The organism is Microcoleus sp. ARI1-B5 (genome assembly GCF_036705795.1).
Lineage (GTDB): Bacteria > Cyanobacteriota > Cyanobacteriia > Cyanobacteriales > Microcoleaceae > Microcoleus.
On record NZ_JAUBVK010000002.1, the window covers coordinates 348,994 to 364,575 of the forward strand.

9 protein-coding genes are annotated in these 15,582 nt (G+C 47.5%); 5 read left to right on the top strand and 4 right to left on the bottom strand.

Going from position 1 to position 15,582, the window contains the following annotated elements; all coding sequences use genetic code 11:
• The first annotated feature begins 68 nt into the window (after window positions 1–68).
• Window positions 69–1,241: an RNA-guided endonuclease InsQ/TnpB family protein gene (locus QUB63_RS04335; RefSeq protein WP_332943571.1), complete on the top strand. Its 1,173-nt coding sequence runs from the start codon at window positions 69–71 to the stop codon at window positions 1,239–1,241.
• 325 nt (window positions 1,242–1,566) lie between these two features.
• On the opposite strand, the gene QUB63_RS04340 is transcribed toward QUB63_RS04335, so the two are convergent.
• Window positions 1,567–2,514, bottom strand: a complete 948-nt coding sequence (locus QUB63_RS04340; protein ID WP_332943572.1) for a hypothetical protein — start codon at window positions 2,512–2,514, stop codon at window positions 1,567–1,569.
• Window positions 2,515–2,520: 6 nt separating this feature from the next.
• On the bottom strand, window positions 2,521–4,143 hold the full coding sequence (locus tag QUB63_RS04345; protein ID WP_332943573.1) for a glycosyltransferase family 39 protein: 1,623 nt from the start codon (window positions 4,141–4,143) through the stop codon (window positions 2,521–2,523).
• Window positions 4,144–5,267: 1,124 nt separating this feature from the next.
• Here QUB63_RS04345 and QUB63_RS04350 point away from each other — a divergent pair.
• Window positions 5,268–7,310 (top strand): iron uptake porin, encoded by a 2,043-nt coding sequence (locus tag QUB63_RS04350; RefSeq protein WP_332943574.1) that lies wholly within the window; start codon window positions 5,268–5,270, stop codon window positions 7,308–7,310.
• 285 nt (window positions 7,311–7,595) lie between these two features.
• On the opposite strand, the gene QUB63_RS04355 is transcribed toward QUB63_RS04350, so the two are convergent.
• Entirely contained in the window at window positions 7,596–8,849 is a 1,254-nt protein-coding gene (locus QUB63_RS04355) for an FIST signal transduction protein (protein ID WP_332943575.1), read from the bottom strand.
• A gap of 466 nt (window positions 8,850–9,315) precedes the next feature.
• Here QUB63_RS04355 and QUB63_RS04360 point away from each other — a divergent pair, with 466 nt between their 5' ends.
• The 3 genes from QUB63_RS04360 to QUB63_RS04370 all read left to right on the top strand — a co-directional run bounded on the left by QUB63_RS04360 (window position 9,316) and on the right by QUB63_RS04370 (window position 12,094).
• Window positions 9,316–9,552 (top strand): Calvin cycle protein CP12, encoded by a 237-nt coding sequence (locus tag QUB63_RS04360; RefSeq protein ID WP_332943741.1) that lies wholly within the window; start codon window positions 9,316–9,318, stop codon window positions 9,550–9,552.
• Window positions 9,553–9,888: 336 nt separating this feature from the next.
• Complete coding sequence (locus QUB63_RS04365; protein ID WP_332943576.1) at window positions 9,889–10,509, top strand: DUF3177 family protein; 621 nt, start codon at window positions 9,889–9,891, stop codon at window positions 10,507–10,509.
• A gap of 151 nt (window positions 10,510–10,660) precedes the next feature.
• Window positions 10,661–12,094, top strand: coding sequence for a hypothetical protein (locus QUB63_RS04370; protein ID WP_332943577.1), 1,434 nt, complete (start codon window positions 10,661–10,663; stop codon window positions 12,092–12,094).
• On the opposite strand, the gene QUB63_RS04375 is transcribed toward QUB63_RS04370, so the two are convergent.
• A complete protein-coding gene (locus QUB63_RS04375; RefSeq protein WP_332943578.1) occupies window positions 12,027–15,482 on the bottom strand; it encodes a response regulator in 3,456 nt (1,151 codons plus the stop codon). The two genes, QUB63_RS04370 and QUB63_RS04375, sit on opposite strands and share 68 nt — an antisense overlap.
• Window positions 15,483–15,582 lie beyond the last annotated feature (100 nt).

The window sequence follows — 15,582 nt, forward strand, 5'->3', positions numbered from 1 at the left end:
TCCTTTTAGGACGGCTTTACTTTGTTTTAGGATAGCACTTTCACAAAATGTATGCTAGAATGTGAGGCATGGAAAAAGCTTACTCGTATCGATTTTACCCAACCCCTGAACAAGAGTCGCTATTGCGACGCACATTAGGTTGTGTAAGATTGGTTTACAATAAAGCTCTTTACGAAAGAACTCAAGCATGGTACAAAAGACAAGAAAGAATAGGATACACTCAAACTTCCTCAATGTTAACATCTTGGAAAAAACAAGAAGAATTAGATTTTTTGAATGAAGTGAGTTGTGTTCCTTTACAGCAAGGTTTAAGGCATCTACAAACGGCTTTTACTAACTTTTTTGCTGGTCGCGCCAAGGCTCCTAACTTTAAGAAAAAACATCTGGGAGGTAGTGCAGAATTTACTAAGTCTGCTTTTAAATTTAAAACCGGACAAATTTATTTAGCAAAATGTTTAGAACCCTTACCGATTCGATGGTCAAGGCAAATCCCAGAAGGATGTGAACCAAGTACCGTAACAGTAAGATTACATCCATCAGGGCGATGGCATATTTCAATTAGATTTGACGCTCTAACAATTAAACCCTTACCAGTAACCGATAAAGCAATAGGAATTGACTTAGGAATTAGTAGTCTTGTAATTACCAGTGATGGGGACAAAGTATCCAACCCAAAACACTTAAAAAGATACTACCGTAAACTAGGTCAAGCCCAAAAAAATCTTTCTCGAAAGCAGAAAGGGTCAAAAAATCGGGAGAAGGCGCGAATTAAAGTAGCCAAAATTCACGCCAAAATTACCGATACGAGAACCGACAATTTACATAAGCTGACCGCTCAATTAGTTCGTGAAAACCAAACGATTGTAGTTGAGAATTTAGCGGTCAAAAATCTGGTCAAAAACCATAAATTAGCACCAGCTATCTCAGATGCGAGTTGGGGTGAAATTACCCGTCAATTAGCCTACAAATGCCGTTGGTACGGAAGAACCTATATTGAGATAGATAGATGGTTTCCTAGTTCTAAACGGTGTAGTAATTGTGGGTATATTGCTGAAAAAATGCCGTTAAATGTCCGTGAATGGGAATGTCCTGAATGTGGGAGTTGCCATGATCGAGATGTTAACGCCAGTAAAAACATTTTGGCCGCAGGGCTTGCGGTGTCAGTCTGTGGAGCGAGTGTAAGACCCGAACAGAGTAAATCTGTAAAGGCAACTGCTATGAAACAGAAACCTAAATCGTGAGGTTTGGGAATCACCGTCCGTTTTACGGCGGTGAGGATGTCAAGATTCCTTTCAAACTCCTAAACTCGGCGCAGGCTGAAGCGCTTCGACTTAAAATCTACAGCTTATTCAAGCATCCAATTCTTTTAGCTGTATCCCCCTTATGGCTTAGATAACGCCTGTAGCTCGTGTTTGCGCTCACCTGGTTTGATAGCGCTGAATCTGCCCGCATTCCTCCGTGGGCGCTGAGTATCGGTGGAACGTCGTTATTCTTATAAAAATCTGGATTTGGCGGCGAGAAATCTAGAGATATTCCCGATTTCTCGCCCCGCGCGCAACTCCTTGTCTACTTACCCGCCAACTGCCGAAACTTCTTCTTAAACTTATTCTTGTACACGTAGATCGATCGCTGCAAATCCTCAACTTGCAGCGACATCTCGGCCGCCAAACCCGTGCGGTTCCAAGCATCCTCCTGGCATTTGCGGCGGCAAAAATTCATCGGTTCCGAGTAAACTTTAGATGTCGATAAAGTCGGTTTCGGCCCGCACCAGTGAATCACAGTCGCCTCAGGGCGATCGCCCGCAAGCAGCCCGCTTTCTGCCACCGGAAACCGCTTTCTCAGCAAATCCTGGTCAAAATCCGGCACCAACAACTGCATATCCACATTCTGCACCCGCAGCCGATTTTCCCCGGCCGCCCGGAAAATCATAAAGTTCAAAAAACCCATTTCTCCGTACTTAAATATCCCCGGATTTGCCTCGGTAAAATCTAAAATTTCTATGTATTCTTCCAAGCTAAAAACGTCGCGTTTAGCAAAAAAAGTACCCGTGCAGAAATAGTTCGATCGCGAATCCGACCAGCGAAACTTCGGGAAATGCTTTTCTACGCCCGGAATATCGAAGAAAAATTCCGAAACATCTGCATCCGGGTACTCGTAACAAGGCTTATCTACAGTAAAATCAAATTCTTGAAAATTAGCCAACTTGAGAACATCGCCCCAGACGATCGTATCGGCATCCAAAACCATAAAATTTGACCAAGGACTTTCCCAGAAGGCAATCATTTTAGTTTTGCCCCAACCAAAACTTCTTTTCCTGAGAACCTCTTGGGAAACGTTTGTGCGATCGATAACTCGCACCCCATAGGACTTCTCTAAAGCACTCACAGAAAACGTACCGTCAATCAACAGACAAATCGGCACCTCTCCCAGGAAATATCGAATGCTAGCACAGCAACCCTTAGCAAACAGATAATCTTGGTCGCAGCAGGCAATAATAATACCAAAATCTTCCATAATTCCTCACTCTTTTACTAACTTTCCCAGCCACAGCATTTGGGTTGTACCTGGTTCCAGCAGCTCTATTTTCGAGTTCTGCATTTTCGCCAGCTTAGCACTAAACTCCTGCCTTCGCCCGTAAACAAAAACATCGCTAAAACCGCTGGGAATTTTGGGTATAGTTGGTGTGTCAAGCAACTGAGCTTGACGGCGGCATTGGGGGTTCAGCAACACCAATTGCAGCATCACGTTCGGTTCTAACAAATGACTCATTGACAGTATATTTCCCAGATTGACTTCCGAGATATCACTGACAACCAGCGGCCTTGGGGCGCGATCGATCCAGCGAACAATTGCGGGATTATCCCGGCCCAATTCCTTAGTCCACCAAGTCTCGGCTTGAGAACTAACAGCATTCGACAGCACAGAGCCCGTTAGCAGTACAACTGTCACAACTTTCCACACCTGCCGTTTCCCGCAAGGCACGCCCAGCGCGCTAATTTTAGTCGCTAACAGGTAAGCAACAGCTATTTGCATCCCCAAATAAGTCGGAAATAGGTAGCGAGGTTTAGTCGATCGGATTCCTCCCAATATAACATCCGGCAGCACCACTGCCAGTGCTGTCACCGCCATCAACGTCAGCACAAACAGCCAAACCTGTTTGCTTGTCTGTGAACACAGGAAATAAACTGCATACCCCACGATTGCCAATAAAATTAAAGTCGCTGCTATCAAGGCCATCAAATATATTGAGACCGCCTGAGAAGTAAGCCCAAAATCCCAAAAAACGCGACCGATATTTCCGCTCCAATTACTAATTAAAGATAGCAGGCTACTGTCTCCATTTGCCCAACTTGTTGCCCCACTTACTGCCCTTTTATTCACCCGTAAAATTACCATCCAAGGCAGAACTCCCAGTAAACACATGGCATTTGCTATCAGGTAATTAACTACTTTGTGATTCAACCTAAAACCTTGCAGTACCAATACATAAATTCCGTGTCCGAAGGCAACTAACAGGCTAAACAAGTGAGTGTAAAATCCCAGAAGAGTTGCTACTGCGTAAATGCTCCAACTCAGCTTAGTTTGAAGCCGCATTGCTCGCAGCAGAGACGCACAAGAAACCAAAATCAGCGCCGGCCACAAACTGTAGGGACGCGCTTCTTGAGCGTAAAGCACGTGCAAGGGAGAAACTGCTAGCAATCCCACGGCTATCCACGCCACTTCCGGCGCTGCAAACAATTCTCGGCACAGCCAGTACAGGCCTGGAAATGCTAACAAACTCATCCAAACTGAGAAAATTCTCGTCGAGAAAGGAGAATCACCGAAGAGTTTTGCCCAATACTTGACTGCCACAAAATACAGCGGCGGCAGTTGAGGTTCTTCAATTGCCAAACTTTTAATAGTATCGCCCATTTTTTTTGTTGAATTGGAGCGCTGATATTTGCTCAAATCTTTGGCCGCTACTAACTGAACGCGGCTTATTTCATGCAGCACTTCTGTTTGCGTATATCCCGAAATCCGCAGGGAAGTAAATACTTCATCGTACCAATAAAATTTTTTGTCGATGTTGGCGAAGCGAAAAAACAATCCTAATATCAATAAGACTACTACTAAAAAGCCCAGTTTGCTTTTGATCGAAGTCATAGATGGTGTCAAAAAATATAGATGCTGCGCCTCAATGTAACATACCAGATCGAGGTTGACTGGATTGCCAAATCTACAGGTTGTTCGAGCGCGCTCCAATAACTTGCGGCATTTACTTGTACTGCGAGCAAATTAGCACAGCCATGGATACACTCCTTACTCTCATAAACCGGGTTTTTCAACCAGGGTAAAGGGCATAGGCGCAAGTTTTTCGTCCATCTAATACCAGTTTCCAGTCGAAAATCGAAAATTGAAAATGGTATAACCCGATTGATGCGTTCAGGAAGGCAGGAGTATCAACGGATACTTTGGGAGCAGGATAAATCACATACAAAAGGTGCTTTGAGAGACATGGGCTGCGACCAAAAAATAACGGGCCGTTAAACGCCTTCGCAGCTCTCGGACAAAACTCTAATTTGGGCTCGCACATATTAAGTCGGCTGTCGCTGCCAGACTAGAAAAAAAATGTGTTAAGATAGCGGCAAATTAAACCGGGCGAGGGGCAATCTCCAAAATGACGATCGCCCTGGCAAGTCCCGACAGCAGGGTGCATCAGAAAACCCAAATTTGGTCAAGCCTGAAATTTCGCCTCTAAGGGGTACATCTACCAGCCTTTAGCCCTCCGTTCCCCACTCCAGGCGGGAAAATAGCCCCTTAGAGGCCGCGAGGTTTAAAGTTAGGTTAAAAAGCTTGACATAATAGGATCGAAAGCTGTATAAGGGATGCGACAAGCAGCAAAAATCTTACCTATAACTGTCTGTTAAGTCTGGCATCAGCGAGGACTATCAGTATTTGTCAGTTTGAGGCAGATTGTGGTCGAACCCGTACAACCAGTTGTCGATCGCAGCCACAGCAACTCAAGCTTGTCTTGCGACCTTTGAGATGAAATTAGCAAGTGATGGTATAATCAACCGTAGTGTAATGTGGGCTTGACCTCAATTGAGGCCGGGGCCGTACAAGAGGCCAGCCCTCCAGGTTCAAGCAGGAACTAGACACGCCTACTGTGAATCAACAGTTATGGATAGGTTCTATTCTGGCAGTTATTGTCAAAAGGCAAGCAACCACAAAAATTATCAGTTGGGAATTGCCGATCGAGTTGAATAGAGTGTGAAGGTGTGAGGAAAATGAACAGAACTTTTTGGAATTTACTTCTAGTATCCCCGGCAATTCTGGGGCTATCATCAGTCGTCAGTGCCGCTGCGATCGCAGCAGAAGCTCCAGCAACCGCTGAAGCCAACCAGGTAGCCACAGCTCAGTCATCCGAGTCAAAAATTGCAGCATCAGTTGCAGAACCAGTTGCAGCAGCCCCTGCTGCCCCAGAAAAGCTGGCTTTAAACAGCAGCGCTCCGGCGGCCGAAACCCCGATCGCCAACCCCGCAGACGCCCAAAAACTGGCAGCGATCGAACCAGAAACCAGCGCAGCAGCACTGCAAACAGCAGCGACCGACATCAATGCAGCAGCCCCAATCGCCCCCGCCACAACAGCGGCCGCGACTGAGCCCCTAGCTGCTGCCAACACAGCCGAACCGTCGGCCCAAGCCTCAGAATTGGCAGTGGAAAGCAGCCCGACAGCAACCGCTGCAAAAATGGAAGTGCCAGCAGCAGCCGCTGTCACCCCAGCTACTACCCCAGCTACTAAGGTAGAAATTGCTCAGACAGTACCCGGAGGAATGGGCGGCCCGATCGTCCCAGCAGCACCCCAAGCCCTGCCCGCCGAACAGTCCGGAGCCATGTCCCAAGTGACATCGGTCTCTCAGCTCTCCGACGTGCGGCCGACAGATTGGGCATTCCAAGCCCTGCAATCCCTAGTCGAACGCTACGGTTGTATCGCAGGCTATCCAGACGGCACCTACCGCGGCAACCGCGCCCTGACTCGCTACGAATTTGCAGCCGGCGTCAACGCCTGCTTAGACCAAGTAACCAAGCTAATTAGCTCGTCCACAGGTACCTTCGTCACCAAAGACGACTTAGCCATCCTGCAACGCCTGCAAGAAGAATTTGCAGCCGAACTCGCTACCCTGCGCGGACGAGTAGACGGCCTGGAAGCTCGCACCGCAGAACTCGAAGCCAACCAGTTCTCCACCACAACCAAACTGGCAGGAGAAGCCATTTTTATCGGCAGCGATACCTTCGGAGATGGTGTCGGCCTGCGCGACGACAAAACTGCCACCAACCTCGGCTACCGGGTGCGGTTGAACTTCAACACCAGCTTCACCGGTCGAGACTTGCTCAGAACCCGCTTGCAAGCTAGAAACGTCGCCAACTACGGTACAGCCACTACCACCGGTACGAACATGGCTCGCCTCGCCATCGACGGCGAAGACGGCAGCCAATTCTCCCTCGATCAATTGTGGTATCGCTTCCCCGCAGGCAACGCTACAGTCTACTTCGGCCCGAAAGGACTGAGACTCGATGACGTTGCTGAGCTGAATTCTCCCTTGGAAGCTAGCGGCAACGGTGCTCTCTCCAGGTTTGGACGTTACAACCCCGCAGTGTTCCGCGGCCCGGAAGGAGCAGGTGCTGCTATCAAATACAACTTGGGCGCCGTGAGAGCCACAGTAGCGTATCTTGCCTCAGACGGCGATGCTCCCAATCCAGCCAATGGCCGGGGCGTTTTCGACGGTTCTTTCAGCGCTTTGGGTCAGCTCAACTTCTCTCTGGGCCGAGCTATTGACATTGGTGCAACTTACACCCGCAAATACAATCGGGGAGGCGATGTTGGCATCATGGGCGGTACCGGCAGTTCCTTGGCCAACCGGCCCTTCGGTCAATCATCCACCGCATCAGATAACTTTGGGGTACAACTTAACATCAAACCCAGTTCTCGCTTCCAGCTTGGCGGTTGGTACGGTTACACGAAGGCTCACCAAGAACGCGGCGCAGACAATGACGCTACTGTTCAGAATGGTGCTCTTTTCTTGGCGCTGCCAGATTTTGGCAAGCCTGGAAACCTCCTCGGTTTTATCGCCGGCGTACCGCCAAAAGTTACTGAGAGCGATGTCACCAGAGACCGCAATACCTCTTATCACTTAGAGGGTTTCTATCGCTTCCAAGTTAATGACTTTATTTCGGTGACACCGGGCGTTTACGTGATTCTGAATCCCGAACACAACAACAAAAATGACGATATCTGGGTAGGAGTCCTGCGGACTACCTTTAGTTTCTAAGGTTTCCAGACATCTAGTTAGAGCTAAAAGCGGCAGGCGACTGCCGCTTTTAGTTTTTGGTCATTAGTCATTAGTCATCAGTCATCAGTCATTAGTCATTAGTCATCAGTCATTAGTCATCAGTCATCAGTCATCAGTCATCAGTCATCAGTCATCAGTCATCAGTCATCAGTCATCTTGCCCCCCGAGCGAAGCCGAAGGGTAGTCATCAGTCATCTTGCCCCCCGAGCGAAGCCGAAGGGTAGTCATCAGTCAACCTATTCGATCTGTCTTCTGTCAACAAAATTAGGAATTTTGGCGGCAAATCCCGAATACGGATGTGTAACCGTGCAGAAATGTGCTGCCGCCGACCGGGCCGATTTCGCCGTTGCAAAAAAAGCCGCTCAGGGGGATGTTGTTGAGATATCTGCCGAAGAGTCGCGAGTCAAAGTTCGACTGGCCGTAAAGCCCTTCACCGCGCCCCAGACAAGAGAACATCAAGGCGCCGGCGCTGGATGTACCCCTGTCCTCGGCGGCCCGCTGATGCCGATCGAGCAGCATTTCTAGGTCTTCTGCGGAGGTGCGCGCGTCCCGCAGGTGAAATTGGATGCGCTGTCCGGGACGAACTCGATCGCCGATCGCAATTGCCCCCACTTTCGGATCTACTCCCAACAGATTGCGGATTAAAAAATCTCCCGGCTCTAATCTCAGCTTGAATTCATCGCTGACTAAGCCTACAAATAACGAGTGCTGGGCTAATTCTCGGTCTGCTTCGCTCAAAGTTTGAACTAACTCTCGCAGGGCCTCTAAGGGCGATCGCTCGATGCCCCCGCTGCCGGTATCATCGGTTTGTTCTTCGAGTTTCAGCAAAATATTGCGCTCTCCTTCCGTCACCCGATAAGGATGCCCGATCGGGCGACAGCCTTGCGCGACGATCGTTTCCAGAACTATATTGCCGCTCAAAGCTACCCCAACCGTCCCTTCTCGGTAAAGCTGATAGTCGCAAAACAGCGCCGCGCCCCTGCCCGCACCGTCCCCGCCGGCCAGCCCTCCTACCTTCGGCGCACCCGGATAGGCATAATCTAGCCCTTGCAGCAAATCGTTAATTTTTGCGGAAAATGGGTCTGCCAAGATGATAAACTGCGGTTCTTCCTGAGCCGGCACGCCCAAGAGATCCACCCAAGTATCCGGGGGACTGTCTAAGTCCGGCAATTCTTCTGCACCGACGTGAAAAGTTCTGACGTTCACCCCCGGCAAGCAGGCCAGACTCAGGCTGACTGCCGGAGCTCCCTCGACTTCTTCGGTGAGGCCGCCCCGGTTCGTGCCGATGACTCCTCCCCCGCCGCAGCCCAGAATCGCCGGCACGGGCAGCAGTTCTCGCAGTAAAGGCATCAGCCGAGAATACTCGCTGGCAAAGGCAGATGAGATAAAGATCAGCGCTAAATCGGCCGGGCCTTCTAAGTCGCGATCGGCTTGTTCTACAACTTCTTTCAGGGCTGATTCCAAAGACGGACGGGTTGATAAGGCGCTGACCCATTGCATTTGGTTTTCGGTGTACATAAGGCGAACTTCTCTATAAAACTATCTCTATACATTAGGCCCTCCCGGAACTGGCCGCTGGCCCAACGCTATTGTTGGTCGATCGACTTTCCCTCGAGCGCCGTTCTTGTGTTAACATAAGTTAACATGAGTGTCCCAGAGATATGTTGAGTGTTAAATGGCGTTTTCAGCTAAATCTTAAAAGATAAAGCTTAATACAGTTTGACACGCCAACTTCGTGTAATGTTTTCATCAAAAGTAAGATCGGCTCGACCTGCATTGATGCCTGTGGACTAGAACCCGCCGACGGGCTTCTTCGTAAAGCAGGAAGTAAAGACGGCTGCTGCGATCGCAATTATGGATGGCTTCTACCTGGGCTGCAACAGCAGCGCCTCTCCAGCTAGTATTAGCTGGGGTTGCCAGACTGAAACTGCAAGTCCAACACCAGCTAACATCCACAAAGAAAACCTTTCATACCAACAAGTTTATGACAACAACACCCGCAAGCAACATCGAAGAAAAAATTGAAGAAGAACTAGAAAGCGCTCGTACCGTCTGTGACTTGAAGGGCGCCACTTCCGGGGAATGTGCCGCAGCGTGGGACGCAGTTGAAGAGCTGCAAGCTGAAGCTTCCCATCAAAAGCAAGTCAAACCAAAGAATTCCTTTGAAAAATATTGCGACGACAATCCTGATGCTGCTGAGTGCCGCATCTACGACGAATAAACGAGCAATTTAGCTTTTTGCCTTCCCTCCCGCGCCGAAATCTAGCTTTTGGTGCGGGATTCTTTCATAGGTTTATCAATTACCTTGGCAAGAAGACCGGGCGGTTGAAACCGCCAGAAAGTCAGATACTCACGCGACGGGAGCGGGTTGAAGAACCGACGCTTAAAATTACGCGATCTTCTTCTTCAGTCGCCGTCCGTGTTCGGCGAGCGAAGTCGAGTCGCGGACGAAAGTTTGGAAAGAAGCGGTTTCAACCTTACGTCCGATCTTATCCCTGCTTTTTGAGCGTTTTTATAGTAAAATTTGTCACAAATAAGTGAGTATATTTTCCCAAAGATGTTGAGTCTTTTATTGGCAGCCACGGGGCCTTGGTTTCAACCGCTTGTGTGGATGGATTATCGGTTGTCTGTGTTATTAACCGTTTCGATCCCGCTGGTAGTGCTGATTTGGGCTGTTTTTGCTTCATCTGACGCGATCGCCCGTTTGTTGACGATTTATTGGCGGGTGGCGAGTTTGCTGGCAATTACACTTTACCTGACGATCGCTGCACTGCCTGTGAGCTTTGTGTCGTCGGTGATGGCGAGGGCATTGATTCCTGCTTGTCTGTGGTTTTGGGAGGATTTAAACGAAGAAATTGCCGATCGACCCCAGTCGCCTTTGAAACTGGCCTTTACAGCTTGGCGGTGGGCAATTACTGTTTACAGCGGTTTGGGCGCTCTAGCTCAAATTCCCTTCTTAACCTGTGCCTTTAAATCTCAAGTTCAAGTAATTGACGAACCTTTTTGCCGCGTTTGGTTAGACCCGGCTTGGCTCTATAAAGAGATGTTTCACGCTAAGGCAAACCCTCAATTTTTGGGATTGTTGGGTCTGACAGGTTTAGCAATTTATGTAGTTTACTTGTCATACTTTGTGCTAATTAGATTGGGGAAACAGGGGAGGTCAGCAACCGGAAATTAAGTTGATTTTAAGTAAGTATTTGCCTCCTAAATTCCGGCTAAAGTCTTCAACAAAAAACTAAAAACTCAAAATAAACGGGGCGCATTTACGAAAAAATCAAACTAACAAGAGGATGGCTGACGTGAGTGTAATGTTATTGGAAAAGACTGTGATGGATAGCAAAGAAGCATACTTACAGTGCTTAGAAAGGCTGATTTGGGCGATCGCTCGCCTGGAAGCAGAAGTCGAACCAAGTGAACTCGCTCGGATTGCCGAACTCATAGTTCAGCCGACGATCGGGCCCTGGCGGTTTTTTCACACCCCCGAACATATTTTTGAGGTGGGGGGAAATGAAGATGCGATCGAGGTAATGGCCGCTTTATTTCACGATATCGTCTACGTGCAAGTCGATCGCAGCATTAACTTTAACGTCAGCTACTACATCACTCCTCTTACAAAAGAGGTGAACAAACAGCTACAGATTCGCGATCGATCTGAACTGTCAGCGGATGCTACCTTCGATATGGTAATGCTGGTATTCGGTTTTGTACCCGGGGAAGTGCTCAATCCCTTCTCGGGACAAAACGAATTTCTCAGCGCTGTGGTGGCAGCAAAAGCTCTAGAACCATTTCTCAAACGCGAGCAATTGCTTCAAATTGCAGCCTGCATAGAAGCAACAATTCCGTTTCGCTCCGCCGAGGGGGGAGTCACGGTAAGCCAGCGCCTTTACGACCGCTTGCAAGCAATAAATAGCCTGTTTAACCTCAGTTTGACTGGCGAGCAAATGCGGGAAACGGTGAAAAAAGCTGTGGGAATTTCTAACCGGGATGTGATCAGTTTTGCTCACCAGAGTTCAGCCCATTTTTTGGCAAATACCTGGAATTTACTGCCGGAAACCAATCACAATCTCACCTGCTGCGGTTTTTACACGGTTCGCGACTACCGAGTTGCTTTGCTGAAGATGGAAGGTTTTCTGAACAATCTCAAGCCAGAGGTGATTTTCCGGCAGTTTGAGGGATATCCAGACGATCGCACTTATCAGCGCTGGGAAACTACCGCTAAATACAATCTCGAAATTGCCAAGCTTTATTTGGGCTGCAAACTGGCTGCTATCGCCCTGCTGGAAGCTCTTTCTTCGGGTTTTGGAATCGATGTTTCTCTGGCGATGATGATGGGAGAACTTCCGGATCGAACTGCGGTCGGCGTGCGCCTGGAAAGCTTTTTCCCAGAAATAGAGAAACCTTACCAACCTAAAAGTGGTTTAGAAGCAGAAGTATTCAATTTATTAGAAAATGGGCGGGCTAAAAGCAGTTCTAATACCGATTTGGAAAACTCGCCGCTAGCAACGTTTATGGTGAAACTTGTTGGTTTTGAGGAAATGCGCTATCAGTGCGATCGAGCTAAGGAACTTTTTAGAGAAAATCTAGACGCCGATGACTTTATTACCGACTTTAACCCCATCGTTACAGAAATTGTCGTTGACTCAATTCTCAAGTTGTTTGAAAGCCGCAAATCTACTATCTATCGATACTACGAAATCACTTCTGAGTTAAAGTCCAAACCCCAGACCAATTTTCCGGGACGCCCTTTTCTATCAAATAGTTGAGTCGCTCTACATACAGTGCAGCCGTTTTGTCGTCGGTATTAACAGCTAAAACTTGATAAAAACAGGTTTTAGCTGCCTTAAATTCGTGACGGCGATAATGTTCTAAACCCCGTTCAAAATCCTGCTGAGTTCGTAACTTCATTTCCCTGACTAACTCTGTTTCTCCGTCGAGGACTTCATAGATGGAAATTGGCTGCTGTTTGCCTTTGACAATTACTCTGTCTAAAAAACGGATTTGATATTGTTCGGGATGACTCAAATTATCCAAAACTTTCTCAGAAATTATTAAAGATACTCCATATAACTTAGTGAGACTTTCCAAACGAGAGGCTAAGTTGACATGATCGGAGAAAGCATCTCCCTGCATTCTCTGGGCTTCCCCAACTATTCCCACCATCATCTGACCAAAATGCACTCCTATACCTACTTGAATCGGTTGATATCCGCTGTTTTCGCGATCGGCATTATATTCGTGAACTTGTTGCAGTTTAGCGATTCCACCTTTGAGTGCATCGTCAGCACCGTTGGGAAAAACAGCCATCATCCCATCTCCTAAATACTTGACAATAAAGCCGTGATGCTCTCTAATTTTTGGACTAACTTCTCGCAGGTAGGCGTTAACAAAATCAAAATTTTCTTGGGGAGTCATGGTTTCGGAAAGGGCAGTAAAAGAGCGAATATCGCTAAACATAACTGCCATTTGTTTGGTGACATGATTGCCTAATTGAATATCCACAATGCTCTCTTTTTTCAGAAAATCTAAGAAAGCATCTGGGAAAAATCGCCCGTAGGCGCTGTTAGTTTGCGATAAGTTGATGTGAGACTTAATTCTGGTTAAAAGTTCGTCTTTCGAGAAGGGTTTGGTTAGATAGTCGTTGGCCCCGAATTGAAATCCTATGATTAAGTCTGATACTTGATTTTGAGCCGTCAACATGACTACTGGCAACTCGTGGGAGGGATATTTTTCCCTGACTTTGGCGCAGACTTCATAACCAGACATTCTGGGCATCATGATGTCAAGAATAATTAAGTCAAAATGCTGTCCGCTGTCGAGGACTGATAGGGCTTGTTCGCCGTTTAGTGCCAGAATGACGCTGTAATTTTGCAGAGAAAGGTGATTGTTTAAAACTTGCAGGTTAATCGGATCGTCGTCAACTATCAGGATTTTAAATTTTTCTGCTTCTAATAGCGCGGTGGCTAGATACGCAGGATTATGAGCGGGTTTATAAAAATTTAAATCGCAGCATAAATAACTTGAATTTCTGTTATTTTTGGATTCGGAACCGTTAGTTTGTGTGGCGGGATGCGGATTTATTGCCGGTGCGCTAGGATGAATTATTTCGGTAGAAAAAGGCAGGGTAAAGGTGAAGCAGGAACCGATGCCGACTTGGGATGCTGCGTATATTTTACCGCCGTGGAGTTCGACAAATTGTTTGCATAGTGTTAAACCTAAACCTGTTCCTCCGTATTGCCTGACTGTGGAACCGTCGCCTTGTTCAAAGGGCTCAAAAATGCGATCGAGATTCGCGGCCGAAATTCCTATTCCGGTATCGGAGACGGTGACAGCTATCAGAAAATCCGGGCTTGACGGCCCAGGATTTGATTCGGGCACTGTCCGGGATGTTTCGCCGTCGGCGGCTACAATTTTTGCTGATATTTCAACAGTCCCGGATTCGGTGAATTTAATCGCATTGCCAATTAAGTTGTAGAGGATTTGTTGCAGGCGGTTTTCGTCGGCCCAAATTAAGGGCAAATCCGCCGGAATATTGTTGATTAACTGCAAGTTTTTTGTGCCGGTTAAAGATTTGCTGACTGTGAGAACAACTTCGACAATCGACTTGATTTCTACGCTGCGAAGGTGCAATTCTAGTTTGTGATTTTTTAGTTGAGCGAAGTCGAGAATATTATCAACAAGTTCGTTGAGCCGCCTGCCGCTGCTGGCAATCATTGAGAGATTTTGCTGCTGAATTTCCGATAAAGTTCCGGTGGCGCCGTCAATCATTGATTCGGCAATCCCAATCATCCCGTTGAGGGGAGTTCGGAATTCGTGGGAGGTGTTGGCTAAGAATTCGTCTTTGAGTTTGTCGAGTTGCTGCAATTCTTGATTCTTATTTTCGAGGGCGGCGAAGGATGTTTGCAGTTGAGATACCATGCTGGTGAAGGATTTGGCGAGCTCGCCTACTTCGTCGGCGCGATCGAACTCTAGCGTCCGATCCCATTCTCCTCGGGCGATATTTTTGGCTGCTGCGTTTAACCCCAGAATTGGCCGCGCGATCGAGCGAGCCGTAAAACCGCCAATAATTATTGCTAGAATTAGCGCGGCGATGCACAGTAAAAGAGTGCTAGCAGTGTTGGCCTGAATTTCTGCCATAAAATCGTTTTCTGGAATCACTATCACTACTAACCAATCGATTCCGCTCGGGTCTTTGTACGGCAATATCTGCACAAAATGCCGCTGATTTTTTAGTTGAAATTCTAGTTTTTGGGGCGGTTCGACAAAGCTTAAATTGAAATTACTAATGATGTGTTTAGCTGCGGCGTTAGTTAAAGGATTTTTGCTGTCAATTGCCAGCAATCGTAGAGCTTTGCCGTCTGGACCGACGGTGTAGGGTTTTTCCTGTGTCGAACTGCCCACTAAAGCGCCCGATCGCTCCATAATGAAAGTTTGACCCGATCGGCTAATTTTCATCTTTCCGAGAAAGTCCCCAATCTGGCTCAGAATAATATCGACTGCCATTACTCCAACAAACTCACCTCGCTCGTCATAGAAAGGCTGAGCCGCTGTGATTCCCAAATCGCCCTGAAAAAATGTATAAATTTCTGTCCACACTAATTTGTTTGCTGCCGTTGCACCGATGTACCAGGGGCGAGTTCGCGAGTCGTAATTCGGTTCAAAACTCAATAAATTAGTCGGATTGCCCTGTGCATCTAAAGCATAGTAAGAACGCCGAGGAAAGTTTTCTGTGATTCTGGCAACAAATTGTCCTGATTCTTCTCGCCTAACTCCGATAAATTCACCTTCCTTACTGCCTAAATAGATTTCTCGCACCGAGTAAAATACTTGCATCTGCTGCCAAAAGTAGCGCTGTGTTGCTGGCAAATCTGCTGGATTCAGCTTGCCGAGTTGAGCTGCACCTGCGTTGAGTCGGGCGATAGTGTGAGGTTTTTCTAAGTAATCTGTGAGGTGCTCTTGGATGCGATCGCTAATTTCGCCCTGCAAGCTATTGACCAGTTCTTGAACAGCTTTTTGTCCGTTGAGGAAAGACAAATATCCTACTAGGCTCACTGCGGCGACAGTTTGCAAGACAAATGGCACTGTCAGCGCCAAACGGAGGGGCACGCTGCTGTACAATTTTGCGATCGATCTGCTGATACTTTTCAATAACATAGTAAATCGCCTCAGTTCTCACAGAGAAGAGCACAAATCGGCCGATTCTTTCATTTGAGCGCAATTAGTAATTAGTTAAAGCTAATTGTCGATCGCTAAT